The sequence below is a fragment of the Saccharopolyspora pogona genome (assembly GCF_014697215.1).
GTDB lineage: Bacteria > Actinomycetota > Actinomycetes > Mycobacteriales > Pseudonocardiaceae > Saccharopolyspora > Saccharopolyspora hattusasensis.
On the sequence record NZ_CP031142.1, the window covers coordinates 2900490 to 2918390 of the forward strand.

The 17901-nt window shown below is 69.0% G+C and carries 12 protein-coding genes and 3 pseudogenes; 9 read left to right on the forward strand and 6 right to left on the reverse strand.

The genetic code is table 11. The features are described from left to right. Positions 1–2: 2 nt before the first annotated feature. A complete protein-coding gene (locus tag DL519_RS13305; protein ID WP_223838913.1) occupies positions 3–1691 on the reverse strand; it encodes a class I adenylate-forming enzyme family protein in 1689 nt (562 codons plus the stop codon). A 209-nt stretch (positions 1692–1900) separates the two neighbouring features. Between DL519_RS13305 and DL519_RS13310 the strand changes: the two genes are divergently transcribed. From DL519_RS13310 to DL519_RS13340, 7 genes are all read left to right on the forward strand, one after another. Continuing rightward, positions 1901–3271: a phenylacetate--CoA ligase family protein gene (locus DL519_RS13310; protein WP_190815094.1), complete on the forward strand. Its 1371-nt coding sequence runs from the start codon at positions 1901–1903 to the stop codon at positions 3269–3271. Continuing rightward, positions 3272–3571 (forward strand): chorismate mutase family protein, encoded by a 300-nt coding sequence (locus DL519_RS13315; RefSeq protein ID WP_190815096.1) that lies wholly within the window; start codon positions 3272–3274, stop codon positions 3569–3571. It abuts the gene before it with no gap. Positions 3572–3601: 30 nt separating this feature from the next. Further along, positions 3602–5692, forward strand: coding sequence for an aminodeoxychorismate synthase component I (gene pabB / locus DL519_RS13320; protein WP_190815097.1), 2091 nt, complete (start codon positions 3602–3604; stop codon positions 5690–5692). Next, positions 5689–6570 carry a prephenate dehydrogenase/arogenate dehydrogenase family protein gene (locus DL519_RS13325; protein WP_223838914.1) on the forward strand — a complete coding sequence of 294 codons (882 nt, stop codon included), beginning with the start codon at positions 5689–5691 and terminating at the stop codon, positions 6568–6570. The genes pabB and DL519_RS13325 overlap by 4 nt, the downstream gene beginning before the upstream one ends. 180 nt (positions 6571–6750) lie before the next feature. Continuing rightward, entirely contained in the window at positions 6751–7995 is a 1245-nt protein-coding gene (locus DL519_RS13330) for an aminotransferase class I/II-fold pyridoxal phosphate-dependent enzyme (RefSeq protein WP_190815099.1), read from the forward strand. Continuing rightward, a complete protein-coding gene (locus DL519_RS13335; protein ID WP_190815101.1) occupies positions 7992–8858 on the forward strand; it encodes a N5-glutamine methyltransferase family protein in 867 nt (288 codons plus the stop codon). The genes DL519_RS13330 and DL519_RS13335 overlap by 4 nt, the downstream gene beginning before the upstream one ends. 208 nt (positions 8859–9066) lie before the next feature. Continuing rightward, positions 9067–12156 (forward strand): amidohydrolase family protein, encoded by a 3090-nt coding sequence (locus DL519_RS13340; protein ID WP_190815103.1) that lies wholly within the window; start codon positions 9067–9069, stop codon positions 12154–12156. 36 nt (positions 12157–12192) lie between these two features. Here DL519_RS13340 and DL519_RS13345 read toward each other — a convergent pair whose 3' ends face one another. The 5 genes and pseudogenes from DL519_RS13345 to DL519_RS13365 form a co-directional block, all read right to left on the reverse strand. Further along, complete coding sequence (locus DL519_RS13345; protein ID WP_190815105.1) at positions 12193–13344, reverse strand: helix-turn-helix transcriptional regulator; 1152 nt, start codon at positions 13342–13344, stop codon at positions 12193–12195. A gap of 520 nt (positions 13345–13864) precedes the next feature. Continuing rightward, positions 13865–14063 (reverse strand): annotated as a pseudogene (locus DL519_RS13350) (transposase); the annotation flags it as partial. Positions 14064–14138: 75 nt separating this feature from the next. Then, positions 14139–14321: pseudogene (locus DL519_RS46365) on the reverse strand (MFS transporter); the annotation flags it as partial. Between the two features lie 192 nt (positions 14322–14513). Then, positions 14514–14801, reverse strand: coding sequence for a 2Fe-2S iron-sulfur cluster-binding protein (locus tag DL519_RS13360; protein ID WP_223838915.1), 288 nt, complete (start codon positions 14799–14801; stop codon positions 14514–14516). A 277-nt stretch (positions 14802–15078) separates the two neighbouring features. Further along, positions 15079–16606 (reverse strand): annotated as a pseudogene (locus tag DL519_RS13365) (IS1380 family transposase). A gap of 186 nt (positions 16607–16792) precedes the next feature. Here DL519_RS13365 and DL519_RS13375 point away from each other — a divergent pair. Both DL519_RS13375 and DL519_RS13380 read left to right on the forward strand, forming a co-directional pair. Continuing rightward, positions 16793–17002, forward strand: a complete 210-nt coding sequence (locus DL519_RS13375; protein ID WP_223838917.1) for a hypothetical protein — start codon at positions 16793–16795, stop codon at positions 17000–17002. A 319-nt stretch (positions 17003–17321) separates the two neighbouring features. Next, positions 17322–17876 (forward strand): winged helix-turn-helix domain-containing protein, encoded by a 555-nt coding sequence (locus DL519_RS13380; protein ID WP_190815113.1) that lies wholly within the window; start codon positions 17322–17324, stop codon positions 17874–17876. Positions 17877–17901 lie beyond the last annotated feature (25 nt).

The window sequence follows — 17901 nt, forward strand, 5'->3', positions numbered from 1 at the left end:
GGTCAGAACTCCTCAAGGGTGGTGGCGGTCTTCGAACGCTCGCCGGCAGCCAGGAAGTCTTCCAGCTCGGAGTACTTCTCGCGTAGCAGCCGTTTGAGCACCTTGCCGGTGGCCCCCTGGGGGAAGTCGGCCTCGGTCCGGGCCAGCTCCAGCACGGCCAGCTCCAGCAGCCCGGCCGAGCGCAGCGCCTGGTTCGCCGTGGCCAGCAGCACGTCCGGCGTCATGCGCTGGTCGGCCGTGGTGACCACGGCCACCGGAACGGTCCGGCCGCGGTGGCATCCGGCGACCACCGCGCAGTCGGCGATCACCGGCAGCTCATTGAGCAGAAACTCCTCCAGCTGCACCGAGTGCCCGGTGCCGGTCTCCGTCTCGATGGCGTCCACTTCCCGGTCCACCTGGTAGAAGTCGCCGTTGGCGTCCTGGTAGGCGAGGTCACCGGAGAGCCAGAACCCGGCCAGGCGGCTGCGGTAGGTGGCGTCCGAGTCGTTCCAGTACCCGGCGGTGATGGTCGGGCCCTTGGCCGCGAACAGGCCGATCTCGCCGGGTTCGGCGCGGGTGCCGTCCTCGCGCAGCACCACCACCTCGGCGACGGCGTCGGGGCGGCCGACGCAGCGATCGTTGCGCTGCGAGGTCAGGGACCGGGGCTGCACCATGATTCCCCATCCCAGTTCGGTCGCGCCGAACCGGTCGTAGAACACCGCCGAGGGCAGTTCCGGGTTCCGTTTGGCCAGGATGGATTTCAGGTGTGCCTCGTGGATCGCGTCGCCCATGGTCACCCAGCCGTCCACCGAGTCCAGCGCGCCGTCGGCGACCTCCACCTCGGCCAGCTCGGCGTATGCATGCGCGAAGGCCATCACCGTGGTGGGCCGGTACTTCGCGATCGCCTCGGCCAGCTCGGCACCGGTCGGGTCGTACAGCGGCACCAGCGGGGTACCGGCCAGGATGGCGTAGTTGGCGTACATCACCGAGCCGAGGTGGGACTGCGGCTGCGCGGCCATCATCGTCGCGTCGGGCCCGTCGATGAAGTCGGTGAGCCGGAACCGAGGCCCGGCGATGCTCGAATGGTGGGTCTGCACCACCGGTTTGGGAAAGCCCGTGGTGCCCGAGGAGTGCAGGATCGACACCGGGTCCTCCGGTGCATGCCGGAACCGGGCCGACTCGGGCAGCTCGGCGGCCGGCGGGGCGGGCAGCTCCTCCGCGATGATCAGCCAGCCCACGCTGCCGACTTCGGACAATTCCGCACCGAGCGCGGCCAGTCGGGAGCGCGTGGTGCAGATGCCGACCGGCGCGGTGCGGCGGCACAGCTCCAGCGAGGTGGCCCGGGGCGCTTTGCTGTTGACCAGCACCCCGATGGCACCGATCTGGGCGAGCGCGTGGAAGTGCACCGAATAGGCGAACGAGTCCTCCAGGTAGACCAGCACCCGGTCGCGCGGGCGCACACCGAGGCTCAGGTAGTGCACCGACCAGCTCTGCGCCAGCTTGTCCAGCTCCAGCAGGCTGAAATCGGTGCGCCACTCGCCACCGGGGGTGGCCAGCGGCCGCCCCGAGCTGATGAACGGCAGGTCGGGATGCGCGGCGACGGTCAGTGCCGACCGCAGCACGTTCCCGCCGCCCAGTCCGGGATCGGCCGCCAGCTTCGCGCGGCCCTCCGGGGACAGCAAGGTTCGGCCAGACAGAGCCATCGCAGCCATCGTCGCGCCTTTCGGGTCCGGGTACTCGGCACTGATCGTGCTCAGCCGCCCCGGGCCGCCGCGACGGATTTGTTGCGGTTGTGGACCTTCCTTGCCGCGCCACACCGCGTTTGTTGCCGGTAACCGCCGAACCGGGGTCCGGCGCGACAACGACGCGGTATATCTGGGCAATCCCCCGATCACCAGCCATCAGAGCACTGGAGCGGAGCATGCCCTTGAACGCGGTCGGCGACCCGGATGGCCCAGTGGCGTCGAAGATCCGGCTCGCGGCGGACCCGGACCGGCTGGACCGCACGGAGCTGGAGCGGCTGCGGGAGCGAAACTTCGCCGCGATGGTCGACGCCGCGATGGCCACCCCCGCGGTCCGCCGCCGCTGGCCGGACCTCGCGCCAGGCATGACCACCGCCGACCTCGCCCGCCTCCCCCTGCTCAGCAGCCGCGAACTGGCCGACGGTAGCCCGCCGCACTCGCCGGAGTTCCAGCTCGGCGGCGACGGCCCCGGAATGGTGCTGCGCTCTAGCGGCACGGCCAGCAGGCCCAAGATGATGTACCACTCCTGGGACTTCAACCTCCAGGTCGGGCGGCTGGGTGCCCGCGCGTTACTCGCGGCCACCCGCTCGGCCCCGGCCCGGCGCGTGGCCAACTGCTTTTACCCGGCCGAGCTCAGCGGCGGCGCTTTCCTGTTCACGCAGGAGGTGATCCGGCTCGCCGGCGCCCGCTCCTACCCGCTGGCCAGCCAGACCAGCCCGGCCGAGAGCGCGGCGGTCATCGCCGAGCACCGCGTGGACGCACTGGCGGCCAACCCCGGTTACGGCGTCGAGCTGCTGATCGGGTCCCCGCCGGCGCAGATCGCCGCACTGAGGTACTTCTTCTACATCGGCGAACTTCTTGGCAAGGCCCGCACTCAGGCGATCGCGGAGGCCGCGCCCCAGGTCGCCGTGCGCTCGCTGGCCTACTCGACCTCGGAGACCGGGCCGATCGGCTACCAGTGCGAGCAGCTCTCCGGTGCCACCCACCACGTGCACGAGGACGCAGTCGTGGTGGAGATCGTCGACGAGCAGACCGGGGTGCCAGTGCCGGACGGGGACACCGGTGAGGTGATCGTCACCGCGCTGAGCGACACCGGGATGGCGCTGTTCCGCTACCGCATCGGCGATGTCGGCTCCTTCGGCACCGCCCCCTGCCCGTGCGGCAGCCCCGCGCGGCTGCTCACCCTGCACGGTCGCACCGCGACCTCGCTCAACATAGACACCGAGGTGGTGTCCTCGGACCTGCTGCTCGGCCAGCTCGGCCGGCTCGGCGTCACCGAACCCGCTGACTGCCAGCTCCAGGTGCTGCCCGAGCAGCACGGCCACCGGCTGCGGCTGCTGCTGTCCAGCCGGACGCCCGAATGGATCACCACCCAGGCGGTGGTCGACTGCCTCAGCCGCGCCCAGCAACTGCGCGCGGTGCTGAACAGCGCGCAGTGCCTCGGCTTCAGCGTGGAGCGCGTCGCGCCCGAGCTGTTCGCGCGCACCGATCGCGGCAAGGTCCCCGTTCTTTACGCGCCCGACAGCCGAATGACGCCGAAGGAGCACTGAATGACCTCGCCGGAGACGAAGCTGGAAGCCCTGCGGGCCGAGCTCGACGGCATCGACCTGCGCCTGCTCGACGTGCTGCGGGAACGCATCGAGCTATGCGTGCGCATCGCCGAGCACAAGCGCGAGCACGGCGTGCCGATGATGCAGCCGCACCGCATCGGCGTGGTGCAGCAACGCGCCGCCGACTACGGCGCCGAGCACGGCATCGACCAGGCATTCCTGCGTGCGCTCTACGACCTGGTCATCGGCGAGACCTGCCGGGTCGAGGACCTGGTCATCGGCACGCCGGCGGCACCGTAGACGGGCGAGGACCAGCTGGAGGACGGGCCCATGCGGACCCTTTTGATCGACAACTACGACTCATTCACCTACAACCTGCACCAGCTGCTCGGTGAGGTGACGGGGCGGGCCCCGGTAGTCGTGCGCAACGACCAGGAGCTGCCGGCCCGACTGGCCGCCGAGTTCGACGCCGTCGTGGTCTCCCCCGGGCCCGGGCGGCCCGACCGCAGCCGCGACTTCGGCACCAGCGCGCAGGCCATCCGGGACTCGGGGCTGCCGGTGCTCGGGGTCTGCCTGGGGCACCAGGGCATCGCACACCTCCTCGGCGGCACGGTGGACCTGGCGCCGGAGCCGATGCACGGCCGCAACTCGCCCGTCTACCACACCGGCAGCGGGGTGTTCGCCGGTCTGCCGTCGCCGTTCTCGGTGGTGCGCTACCACTCCCTGACCGTCACCCGGCTGCCGGCGGAGCTGGAGGCCGTGGCGTGGACCGAGGACGGCGTGCTGATGGGTCTGCGGCACCGCACCGCGCCGCTGTGGGGCGTGCAGTTCCACCCCGAGTCGATCAGCAGCGAGTACGGCAGGCAGCTGCTGGCGAACTTCCGTGACCTGGCGCTGGGGGCGGGCGCCGTGGCGCCGCCACCGCCCATCAGACCGTCCACATCGGACATCCAGGCCCTGCGGATGCACGTCCGGGAGATCGAGTGTGAACCGGACACCGCCACCGCGCACCGTGAGCTGTTCGCCGGCGCGCCGCACAGCTTCTGGCTGGACACCAGCGAAGTCCGGCCGGGCCAGTCCCGGTTCTCCTTCCTGGGCGACGATCGGGGCCCGCTGGCCGAGCACCTCACCTACCGGCTCGCGGAGCGGACCGTGCGGGTCCACCGCTGCGACGGCACCGAGCAGCGGATCCGGCAGGACTTCTTCGGTTATCTCGACGAGCAGCTCAGGCGACGCGCCGTGCCGACGCCGCCGGGCTTGCCGTTCGAGTTCGATCTCGGTTACGTCGGCTACCTCGGTTACGAGCTGAAGGCGGAGACCTCGGGCTCGGCCGTGCACCGGTCCGAGACCCCGGACGCGGCGATGATCTTCGTCGATCGGATGCTCGCGATCGATCACGTCCAGCACCGCTCGTACCTGCTCGCGCTGAGCACCGAGCAGACCGAGGCCGCCGCCATCGCCTGGCTGGACGAGACCGCGCTGCGGCTACTCGCCCTGCCATCGTCTGGTGTGGACGGACAAGCACGGGTGCTGGACGCCGGCACGGCCACCGACCTGGACCGGCTGGACACCGCGCGGCCGCGGCACGACCGGGCCGCCTATCTCGCCCGGGTGGCCACCTGCCTGGAAGAGATCAAGCATGGCGAGTCCTACGAGATCTGCCTGACCAACACGGTCACCGTGGACGAGCGGATCGACCCGCTGCACACCTACCAGACCCTGCGGCGGATCAGCCCGGTGCCCTACGGCGCGTTTCTGGACTTCGACGGGCTGGCGGTGCTCAGCGCCTCCCCGGAGCGATTCCTGTCCATCGGCGCGGACGGCGTGGTGGAGTCCAAACCGATCAAGGGCACCCGCCCCCGCGGTGCTACCCCGGAGGAGGACGAGAGGCTCAAGCTCGACCTGGCCGCCCGGGAGAAGGACCGCGCGGAGAACCTGATGATCGTCGACCTGGTGCGCAACGATCTGAATAGGGTGTGCGAGATCGGCTCGGTGCACGTGCCGACGCTGTTCGACGTCGAGACCTACGCGCCGGTGCACCAGCTCGTCTCCACCATCCGCGGCACGCTGCGCGCCGGGGAGTCGGCGGTGAGCTGTGTGCGGGCGGCGTTCCCCGGCGGCTCCATGACCGGCGCGCCGAAGGTGCGCACGATGGAGATCATCGACCGCTTGGAGGAGGGTCCGCGCGGGGTCTACTCGGGGGCCATCGGCTGGTTCTCGCTGTCCGGCGCGGCGGATCTGAGTATCGTGATCCGCACGCTGGTCGCCGACGGGGAACGGCTGAGCTTCGGCGTCGGCGGCGCGATCGTGGCGCTGTCGGATCCGGTGGAGGAGTTCGAGGAGACCGTGGTCAAGTCCCGTGCCGTGCTCACCGCGGTCGCGCAGACGGCGATGCGCCCCGCGATGGGTGGCGCGCTGTGACCGGCGTGCGGTCGCTGCGCCGCTGCCTGGTGCTCGGCGGTGCGGGCGCGGTGGGTGAACTGTTCGCGCGTGCTCTCCGGGATTCCGGCGCCGAGGTGGTAATCGCCGACCCAGCGGCCGGTAGCGGGGACGCCACCGCCCCGGACGCCGCGCTCCGCGCCGAGCTGGCCGCCGCCGACTTGGTACTGCTGGCGGTGCCCGAGCGCACCGCACTCGCCGCACTCCCAGTGCTGGCAACACATCTGCGTCCGGGCACGCTGGTCGCCGACACCCTGTCGGTGAAGGGTGCCGTCGCGACAGTGCTGCGGGAGATGAGCGGGATCGAGGCGGTGAGCCTCAACCCGATGTTCGCCCCCTCACTGGGCTTCACCGCCAAGCCGGTCGCCGCCGTAATAGTCCACAATGGACCTAGGGTGGCGGAGCTGCTGGCACTGCTGCGGGACTGGGGCGGCCACGCGGTGCTGTGCGAGGCGGGCGACCACGATCGCCTCGCCGCCGCCACCCAGGCGCTCACCCACGCCACCATGCTGGGTTTCGGCCTGGCGCTGACCACGCTCGCCGACGGCGTCCGCGAGGTGGCGCCCCTGGCCCCGCCGCCCCATCGCACCCTGCTCGCGCTGCTCGCCCGCATCACGTCCGGAACGCCGGAGGTCTACTGGGACGTCCAGGCGGCCAATCCGGACGCACCCGGCGCCCGCGCCGCCCTGGCAGCCGGTATCCGGCAGATCGCCGATCTGGTCGACGCTGGCGACGAAGCCGGTTTCGAAGCAGCACTGGCCAGGCTGCGGGCGTTCTTCGACGACGAGCTGCCCCGGCACGCGAGCGTGTGCGCCCAGCTGTTCGACGGCCTACCGCCCCTTTCCGGTGAGTGGGAGTGAGCGGGAGTGAGTCCGCGCATTGGTCAGATCGCCAGGGAACCGGCCGCCAACTACCGCACCCCGGGAACCGCATCCGGGAACCGCATCCGGGAACCGCATCCGGGAACCGCGAGAACACCACATTCGGCCTTGCACGCCCGCCCACCCAAACCGAAACAGTTGCGCCCCAAGCGAGGAAGCATGATCCAGCCGCAAAAAACCCAGCCGGTCAACTGGGTCAAGTCCCGGATCAGCCGGACCTCCGACTCCCTCGACCGCGCCTTCGAGCAAGGGCTGACCGGACACACCATCACCGGCCGCGAGGGGAAGAAGGTGCGGCTGGCCGACGGGAGTGCGGCGCTGGAGTTCGTCTCGTGCTCGTATCTCGGCCTCGAAGAACATCCGGCGCTGATCGACGCCGCCGAGACGGCGCTGCGCCGGTTCGGGGTGCACTTCTCCTCCTCCCGCAACCGGATGCGGCCGCACTACCTGCCTGAGCTGGAGGAGCTGCTGGCCACGGTCTACCGGGGCAACCGAGCGGTTGCCTTCACCTCGGTGGGAACCGTGCACCTGGGGCTGCTGCCGCTGCTGGGTAGCGGTGCGCTGCCCAGCTACCGGATCGCGCCCGCCGGAGCCGCCTTCCTGGTGGAGAAGACCGCGCATTCGTCGATGCAGATCCTGCGTGGGCTGCTGGGGCAGATCGGCCCCACGCACCGGTTCGACCTGGACTCCGCCGATTCGCTGGAGACCGCGCTGCGCGAGATCGGCGAGACCGGGCGCACTCCGGTCGCGCTGGTCGACGGGGTGGGCTCGATGGGCGGGCTGATCGACGTGGCCGGCGTCCTGGAGGCGTTGCGGCCCTACGGCGGCCACCTCTACATCGACGACGCGCACGGCATCTCCATCGCGGGCGCGATGGGCGCCGGGTACGCCTTCGAGAGCCTCGGCGACCAGTTGCCGGAGAACGTGGTGATCGCCGGTTCGCTGTCCAAGGCGTTCGGCGGTTCCGGCGGGTTCGCGCTGGTGCCAGGCGAAGCCGACGTCCGGGCGCTACGGAAGTTCGCCAACCCACTGGTGTTCGGGCACTCGATCATGCTGCCGCTGCTGGCCGCGAACGTGGCCGCCGCCGAGCTGCACGTGAACGGGGAGGTGGCCGCGCTCCAGGAGAAGTTGTGGCGCAACGTCACCGACTTCGACGATCTGACCGGCGGGAGACTGGTCAACTCCGGCCTGTGGTCCCCGGTGCGCGGCGCGCACTTCGCCACCGAGGAGGATGCGTTCCAGACCACGGCCGCACTGAAACACGCCGGGGTGCTGGTCCTCCCCGCGTTCTTCCCCACCGTCGCGAAGGGCACCGGCCTGGTCCGCTTCGCGCTGTCGTCCCTTCACGAACGCGGCGATCTGGAGACCGCGGCAAAGATACTGGAAGGAACCCGATTCGGATGAGCGGTCCCCGAACGCTGGGCGAGGTGCTGGACGACGCCGAGAAGACGCTGGCCGACGCCGGCGCCTGGGCACCCCGTCAAGACGCCGAGACCCTGGCCGCGCACGTGCTTTGCCGACCGGCCCAGCAGCTTCCGGTGGACGAGCCGCTCGGGGCGGCCGCGGCCGGCCGGCTCCAGGACCTGCTGGCCGACCGGGCCCGGCGGGTGCCGGTGGAGTACCTGACCGGGCGTGCCCGCCTCGGTGGCATCGACATCGAGGTGGGGCCCGGGGTCTTCGTGCCGCGCAAGCACACCGAGCCGCTGCTGGCCTGGGGCCTGAAGGTGCTCGAAAACGTCGAGAACCCGGTGGTGGTCGACCTGTGCACCGGTTCCGCGGCGATCGCGCTGGCCGTGGCCCACGCCCGCCCGGACGCCACGGTGCACGCCGTCGAGCTGGCGCCGGACGCGCTGAGCTGGGCCCGCCGCAACGTCGCCGCGCGGGCCGCCGCCGGGGACACGCCGATCTCGCTGCACGAGGGCGACGTCACCGCACCCGACCTGTTCTCCGGGCTCCGCGGCGGTGTCGACCTGCTGCTGGCGAACCCGCCGTTCGTGGTGGAGGGCCGGATGCTTCCGCCCGAGTGGGAGGAGCACCAGCCGCACCCGGCGCTGTTCTCCGGGCACGACGGCCTGGTTGTCATCCGCGCGGTCACCGGCGCGGCGGCGCGGCTGCTGCGGCCCGGCGGCGGAGTAGCCATCGAACACGACGACGAGCAGGCGGAGGCGGTGATGTCGTTGCTGGGCGGGCTTCAGGCGTTCGAGGACATCGCCGACCACACCGATCACAACGACCTGCCCCGGTACACCACGGCACGAAGGGTTTAGGACGTGTTTTATAAGCGGCAGCAGCCGCTTGCGGTGTGGGACTCAACTGGCACCGCCGCGGGTTCTCAGGGGTCCTTCTCGCGAGGACAGCCCCGACGCGGTGAACTGGGCATTCATGATGTCGGGCATCCCGCAGCGAGAAGACCTCTGAGGTTCCGCTACCCGCACCGCTACGCAAACCACTTTCGAAACAGGCCTTAGGACGCAAATGGAGATCTCACGACGCGGAGCACTGAGACTGGGTGGCATCGCCGCGGGAACCGGTGCGGTGTGGCTGGCATCGTGGCCGGTCCCGGCACTGGCCCAGGAAGGCACGCCGGAGGCCCTCTCGGTGACCGTCCGGGAAAGCGCGAACCTGGGTGTCACGGTGTCCCCGGACGGCCGCACGCTGGCCATCGACGTCGCGGGCGGCATTTGGGTGCTGCCCGTCGCCGGCGGCGCGGCGCGGCTGATCACCCCGCTCGACCACGACGCCTGCCGCCCGCAGTTCTCCCCCGATGGGCGGCGGATCCTGTTCCAGTCCTTCCGTGACGGGGTGTACGACGCCTGGACCGTCGCCCCGGACGGCAGTGCGCTGACCCAGCTGACCACCGGACCCGGCTACAACACCGAGCCCCGTCTCTCCCCCGATGGCAAGCGGCTCGCCTTCTCCTCCGATCGCGACCACCTCAGCCGTATTTGGGTGCTGGAGCTGGATTCCGGGGCGCTCACCGCGGTCACCAGCGCCGACGAGGTGCACACAAGCCCGGCGTGGTCTCCGGACGGCAGCAAACTGGCATACCTGGTGGGCGACACCGTCATCGAGGTGCTGGACCTTGCTTCCGGCAACCGCGAACGCCCGGTCCCCGGCGACGCGGGGCTGGCCGCGCCCGGCTTCACCCCGGACGGCCGGAACCTGACCTACGTGCGCATCGAGGGGCCCAAGACCGATCTGGTGGTGGGCGACCAAGCCGTGGTCACCGGTGAGGACCTTTCCCCGCTCCCAATGGCGTGGCTGTCCGCCAGCGAGTTCCTCTACACCGCAGGTGGCCGCGTGCGGCGCCGTGGACTGACCGGCCCGGCCACCGACGTCGCGTTCACCGCTGTCTTGCCGCTGGCCAACCGCCGCTACCACCGCGCGCCACGGGACCTGGGCTCCACCGCCGTCCGGCAGGCCAAGGGCATCGCCAGCCCGGTGCTCTCTCGTGACGGCGAGCAGGTGGCCTTTCGCGCGCTGAACGCCCTGTGGGTGCTGCCGATCGGAGGCACTGCCCGCAAGGTCGTCGACGACGGCTACTTCTCCTCCGATCCCGACTTTTCACCGGACGGCCGCTCGCTGGTCTACGTCAGCGACCGCGCCGGAACGGCGAACCTGTGGCGGCTGGAACTGGGCACCGGCCGGTCCGAACGGCTGACCGACGCGACCGACGCCCAGCTGACGCCCCGGTATTCCCCGGACGGCACGAAGATCGCCTACCAGGACGAGTCGGGCGGCACCTGGGTGCTCGACATCGCCGCCCGGACCGCCCGGCAGGTGCTGCCCACCCTGTACCAGCCAGGGCGGCCGAGCTGGTCACCCGACGGCGGCAAGCTGGCGCTGGCCGCCATGCGGCCCTACTCGCGGCGCACGGAGACCGGGCACAACCAGATCCTCGTTGTGGACCTCGAAAGCGGCGAGCTCCGCTACCAGGCCGTGGCCGCGGAGCGTTCCCTCTCCACCAGGGGCGACGACGGTCCACTGTGGACGAAAGATGGCTTCGTATTCGGCGCCGAGAGCCTCGCCTGGCGCGTGCCGACGGACGCGTCGGGCACCATCACCGCCCCGCCCGTACAGCTGACCAACGAGGTCACCGACTCGCTCTCGGTGAGCGGGGACGGCCGCACGGTGCTCTACCTGTGCAACGGGACGCTGCGGCTGACCGACGGCGGGGCCGCTCGCACCGTGGCCGCCGACCTCCGGTACCGGCCGGCCCGCGCCACCGGCCGGGTGGTGCTGCGGGCGGGGGCGGTGTGGGACGGCACCTCGGACAAGCTGCAGCGGGACGTCGACATCGTGCTCAAGGACGACCGGGTGGCGGCGCTCGTGCCCAGCGCGGGTCACAGCCCCGGCAGCGCCCAGGTGATCGACCTGTCCGGGCTGACAGTGCTTCCCGGCCTGATCGACACCCACAACCACTGGCACATGCGCGGGCGGCAGTGGGGCGACCGGCAGGGGCGGCTATGGCTGTCCTACGGCGTCACCACCAGCCGTTCCCCGGGTGATCCGGCCTACCAGATGGTGGAGAACCGGGAAGCGCTGGAGGCAGGAACCCGGGTCGGCCCTCGATATCTCGGATCCGGCGAGGCGCTCGACGGCTCCCGCGCCTCGTACAACTGCATGCGCACCACGATGTCGGCCCGGCAGCTGGAACGGGAACTGGACCGGGCGACCGGGCTGGACTACGACCTCGTCAAGCTGTACATGCGCCTGCCCGTACCGATGGAGCGCCGGGCCGTGGAACGGGCACACGCCAAGGGCATTCCGGTCACCTCGCACTACCTGTACCCGGCGGCGCACAGCGGGCTGGACGGCATGGAGCATCCCGGCGGCGGTCACCGTCTCGGCTACTCCCGTACCCTCAGCTACAACCTGTACCGGATGTCGGCCGACGCCGTCGACGTGCTGGCGGCCAGCGGGATGTGGGTCTCCTCCACGACGATCTTCGCCAGCGAACTGTTCGCCGAGGACCGCTCGCTGGTGGACGACGAACGAACCCGGACCCTGTTCCCCGGCTGGGAGTACGAGCGGCTCCAGGCCAAGGCCGACGGAGCGAACGGCCCGCACGCCGAGCTGTACCGCCGGATCACCGCCGGAATGGTCGACGCGTTGCTGCGGGTGCACCGGGCGGGCGGACTGGTGGTCTCCGGCACCGACGCCCCGCTCGACGACATCGGCATCAGCGCCCACCAGAACCTGCGTGCGCTGGTCAAGTACGGGTTCACCCCGCAGGAGGCACTGCTGACCGCCACCGGTAACGCGGCGAAGGCAATCGGTTACGGCGACACGCTGGGCGCGGTGGCTCCGGGCCGGTTTGCCGACCTGGTCGCCGTCGAGGGCGATCCGCTGACCGACATCCGCGCCGCGGCCGCCGTGCGAGCGGTGTTCGTCGGCGGGGTGCGGCACACCGTGCCGGATCTGCTGGCGCCGTTCCGTTCCACAGGCAGGGCTTTCGCCGCAGCGGGGACGGTGGCCGCGGCCCCGCCGCTGCCCTCGGCGACGGCCCGCGCCGAGCACTACTGGCACCGTCCGGAGTGGACGCGGGAGAGCTGCTGCCACTGAGCAGGTCGTCTGAGTGCGCCCCGCTGCGGGGCGCACTCAGACGACCTGGAGGTCCCGCTCCCGCGCGGATCCGGCACCGGCCCGGTAACTGGAGGCGGACATGCCGAACCGCTTCTTGAACATCCGCTGGAAGTGGCTCAGCTCCCGGTATCCGACGGCACGCGCGACATCGGTGATCGAGGTCGACGTTTCGCGCAGCAGGAATCGCGCCTCGTTCATGCGCAACATGGTGACGAAGTCGATGAACCGCCACCCGGTTTGCTCCCGGAAGCTGCGGGAGAAGTGGTAACGGCTCATGTACACCGCGCTCGCCACCCGGTTCAGGGTGAGATCCGGATCGGTGAAGCAGGTGCGCAGATAGTCCATCGCGTACCGGACGCTGGGCGAGAGCCCGGCCAGGTCCAGCTCCGCCGCATCGACGTCTGCGGCGGCCGCCTCGGCGGGCGCGGTGCTCAGGTGCACGCGCTGCCCGGCGTGCCGGTAACCCGGCAGAGAGTGCAGGAGCTCGTGGGGCGGCCGGATCTCGATGTCGTCCGGCCCGACAACAACCTGGCAATCCCCGAGGAACGGCTGTAAGCGCAACCAGACGAACTGCGTGCTCTCCCCGCAGAACAGCCCGGTCAGCAGCTCCCCGACCCGGGCGGCAACTGGCGTCCAGCCGTCCGCTTCGAGCACCCGCGGGGTCGCCGATTCTCCGAGGAGCTCGCGCAGCTGCTCGTAGGCGTGCGGCTGCAACCGCCGGTCCACCCGGACCATGAACAGGCTGCCGATCACCCCGTCACCGATGCGGTCGGTGTCGAGCAGCACCACGTCGGCCGGGTCGATCCGCGGGTTCGCGCTGAAGTAGGTGGAGAAGCCGAGCACACCGAGCGCCTGCGCATTGTGGTGGGCCACCAGGTCTCGCAGCTGATTCATGCCTCGGTGCAGGTTCACCGCCGCCGGCTCCGGCAGCGCCGCGATCTGCTTCACAGTCTGGTCCACCAGCTCGTCACTGGTCACATAAACCACGCTGCGCCCGCGGGCGATGGCGTCCGCGCCGATCAGGGACGCGGCCGCCACCGAATTTCGCCGCTCCGGTAGCTCTAGTTCGACGTCCGGTTCATCCCGCAGGGTGCGGTAGCGCTCCAGCGCGCTTGCCTCCGGCAGCCTCCGCAACGACCAGGGAGCCGCCTCCTGTGCCGAACTCACTGACTGTACCTCCCCCAGAATCCGCGCTGGACCGGCTCCCGGCCGCTTCAGCGCGATCGAAAGAATTGTCACCGATGTGACCGAGCAGCAGAGCGAGCATGGGAAACCTCGTCACAACAGGGAACCCGACCGCCCCCGCCGCCCGATATTTCCCTCGCTTCCCGCGCAAATGCAGCCATAGGAATAGCGTGAAAAATTCCCTCGAAAACGCTCCCCCGGAAAGCGTTCGAGAGAAAAATTTGCTTAGTAACTTTGTTCATCCCAGTTCACACATGCCTCGAAGACTAGAAGGTTCCCCCGACCTGGTCAAGATCGAACCCGCAGTGGACGCATATTCACTCAACTGGAGCAACAGCGACACAAGAATCCGCCTCGGCTAGCTCGCGTTTTAATAGTCCATTCGGAGGGACAACAATTGAGGTGATTCCCGTAAGATCGTTTTTGGGTGGCGGTGTCGGGGTTTGATGTGTCCGGGGTCGGACCTGCCCGGAAGAAGTGGGACGCGGGGTCCCTGGTACGGCGGGAAGTCGTGCGACAGGTACGCCCGCGATCCCGGTCCGGCACACGTACCGGATCGCGTTGACGATCTCACGAAGATCATGCACCCTCGCCGCCACGCCCGGCCCGCGCCGCGCGGCACGCCATGCCGTCAACGTCGGCTCGATCAACGCCCATCGGGCATCGGACAGGTCGCCGGGGTACGCGCGCCGGACACTCACAAGCCGATCAAAATATCAGGTGCTATCTGAAAACGGACAGATCAACATCAACCGAGATCAAATGCCCTATAAGCATCCGAATACGGCAGCACCGATGGGGCGTGCCGCGAACCCGACGGAAAAGGTGGCGAAGGTCAGCAAGGTCCCAGCGAACGGGGTCGCTGGAAAAAGCTCCGGGAAGACCAGTGCGGCGACCGTGCCGTACAGCATGAAGTCGTACCACTCGATGATGCTCCCGGCGGTGCTGGCCGCGGGTGCGGCGAAGCCGCCGGGCCAGCGATACGGACCGGTGTGAAGATACGAGTGCCGGTGCCATGATTGCGGGATCCAACTGAGCGATTGAGGCCAAGCAATCGTCTTGCATATTGGCCATGCAGGGTCCGAATGTCGCGGGCTTACTGCTGCGGCCAATGGCGGGCACGTCACCTGCACCCGGCCACGCCCCGCCCGTCAGGCCTGCAGCGAGATAGCCCCGCGTCCTCGCGACACGCACGAGGTCATGACCCCCCGGCGCTCGTCCGCGCTCAGGCACAAATCCCAGTGTTCAATCTCCCCATCAACGACTTCGAGGACACAGCTGCCGCAGGCGCCGCCCTCACATGAGTAGTCAACGGGCACGTTCTCGCGCAGCATCGCTTGAAGGAGCGACTCGTCCTCCGCGACGTGGATCGCCCGCTTCGAGAGCACCAACCACGCATCGAATGCGTCGCCGAGTTGCTCTCCAGGTTCGTTTGCCACACCGGTGAAGCTCTCGCAGCGAACACGCATCGGGTCGAGGTGGGCGCTAGCCCTCAAATAAGCGAGTCGGTCTCTGTGGGGCGGTGGTAGCCGAAATGATCACGTTGGCGTGAGCGTGGGATACGCCGATGAGTGGTGGGGGACGTTGTGGGGCTCGTATGGGCCGGTGTCGTGGCGCTCGGGTGGGTGCTGGGCGCCGATTTCGGGGTTCGGGCAGGCGTTGTCGCCACCGCGGGTGCGCGGTGGTCGGGTGTGAAGTCTGGTAACCGGTGGTGGGTTAGCCGAAGCGGGTGCGTTCGATGGTGTTCCAGGTGCTGAAGAGTCGGTCCAGGCTGGGTTGGTAGCCGATGAGCCGGATGGTGATGCTGCGGGCGTGGCGGATGACCATGGCGGGGATGAGGATGATGTGGTGGAGGAAGCGGCGGAATTCCATGCGGATGTAGTCGCGCCGGTGGTGTTTTCGGTGCATCATCATCGCGAACCAGGATTTGATGTTCCACGCGAGCGCGGCGATGACCATGTAGGCCCAGTTGGAGATCAGGTCGTATAACGGTACCCGCAGGGCTTGGATGCCGGATTTGAGTTGTCCGATGATGTTTTCCTGATCGCAGCGGTCGCCTGCGCAGGCCACCACCTCGGCGGCGGTGAGGTCGGTGCGGGTGGTGATGTAGAAGAAGTAGCGGATCTCGTCGAACAGGACCTGTTCGCCGCGGGTTTTGCTGATGTTCTTGCGCACCGCGACCACTTGGTAGGGCCGCCGGCATTTGCCGGGCTGGTAGGTGAACTCGGCGACGTCCTCGTGGTTGAGTTCGAGGTTGACATACCCGCGTTCGGTGACGATCCGCTGCTTGTGGTTCTCCCTGCGGGCACGGGTCCCTCCGGTGCGCGGCTCGTAGGCGGCGGGCCGCTGCAGCCGGCTCCAGCAGGCCTCGTCGAGCGCTTCGGCGCGGGAGCGCAGCGCGGCGTTGTTGTCCATGCCGAAGACGAAGTCAACCTTCTCGGCCCAGCGGTCGAAGTGCGCGGTCAACGAGAAGTCGGTATCCCCGCGCAGGCACACCCGCTCGGCGTGCGGGGCCACCAACTCGATCGCCTTGTCGATCCACTGCGCCGCGCCCTGATGGCTGGGCGCGTTGCCGGGCCGGTTGACCAGATACAGCACTTCCTTGGTGTTGGCCAGCGACACGATCAGCGGCGCATACCCCCAGATTCCCTTGTAGGAAATGTCCATCCCGGCCTTGTGCTCCCCGCCGGTGGGCACGATCGTGCCGTCGACGTCGAGGTAGGCGATCGGACCCAGTAGGTCTCGTCCCCGACCCGTCCACAACTGCGGGCGCACCGCGTTGATCGCCTCCATCAACGCCACCACGTCATCCTTGGCGAACCGACGGCAGAAGTCCCCCGCCGTGGTCGGATCCGCCGATCAGGTCCGCGCCCAGCGCGTTCATGTAGGCGGTGTCATGCCGCAGCCGCTCGATGTCCTCCAGCCGGGTGCCGCCGCAGGCCACGTTGTAGGCGAGGTTCAACACGTGATCGGACTCATGGTAGGGCAGGTGCACCTTCAACAACGCCAGACTGTCGTTGATCCGCTCGGCCAAACCGAGCTTGGTCACCAGTCGGTGCACCGCCGCGATCCCGCCGAAGCACGTGGCGTCGACGTTCCCGCCGATCTCGTAGCTCACCGTGCCCGAGTGCAGCATCGGCTTGGACTGCGCGCCCCAGTGTCCCGCACGTGCATGCCGGGCCGCCACCTTGCGCCGTCGGCGTGCCGCGTTCCGCCGACTCTGCTCGTGCGGTACCTTCTTCACCACAAAGGCCTTTCCTCTTGGGATGCGTTGGAGTCGCAAACCCAAGCAGGATAAGGCCTTTGCCTTATCTCAGGCCGGATCTACCCACCCGACACGCTTGATGAAGGACTAGCGTCGGCAAGTGCGGTCATAAGGCTCGGCGGACCGCAGTAGTACAGGGTGGCGTCCCGAGCAGACCGGTAACGAATGCCGGCACGTCGTGCCGGCTTCCTGTGCTTGACTCGTGCAGGATCACCTTCGCACCAGAGCGTTTTAGCTCGTCGAGGTAAGGAGCATGGCTGCGGCTGCGAACGCAGGTTCTCCTTCCGGGTGGACCCCGAGGTCGTGGGGGGCATGGTGGCCAACCTGGCGCTGGGCAACATGGACATCGACGACTGGCGGGACGACGAAGCGTAGGCCGCCGAAGGGGAACCGTGCCACCGCGACGTCGGTTGGTGAGCGGTGAGACCGGCCGCGCCCCGCGGCTGGCGATCGGTGGGGCCCGCTAACGGTGCCGAACCGGGGCCAAATCACGATGCCACGGCCACGTTCGCAGCAATGCGGACCTCCAGCACGAACACGGAGATGAGACAAGGCTTTTCTCGCGGCCACGGCCCAGGGACACCGAATCCGTGGGCTCGTCGAACTCGCCGGTCCCGACTTGCCTGTGCCCCAGCGACCTTTTATTGATCGGGAACTTAAGGGTGTGATTTTCGTTGGTCTGGCGTGATCGCGTGTGCGGGACGCGCGGAGGTTGTCGCCTGAGGCGCAGGAGAATCTGCGGCGCAGGGTGGTCGCGGCGGTGCATGGTGGGATGACGCAGGTCGAGGCGGCGCAGGTGTTCGCGGTAGCGCCGCAGTCGGTGTCCAGATGGGTGCAGGTGTGGCGGAAACAGGGTTCGAAGGGTCTTGCCGGGCGTCGGCGGGGTCGCAGGCCTGGTGAGCAGGAAGCGTTGAGTGCCCGCCGGCAGCGCAAGTTGCGGTATGCGGTGGCCGAGCACACCCCAGCGGCGTTCGGGCTGGCTGGGGTGGTGTGGACCCGCAAGACGGTGGCCGAGCTGATCCGGGTGCGGCACGGCGTCGTGTTGAGTTTGCGCACCGTCGGCAACTATCTGTGTTCTTGGGGTTTGTCGCCGCAGAAACCGATCCGTAGGGCCTACGAGCAGGACCCCGAGGCCGAATTCCGTTACCAAGCAATGACAATCCGTCTACTCCTCGCCGATTTACACCCACGGAAAGGCGAGGAGAGGAACACCAGTCCGCACATCATTTATGATCGCTTGATCAGGTGAAACACCCGGACCGAAACCCAAAAAC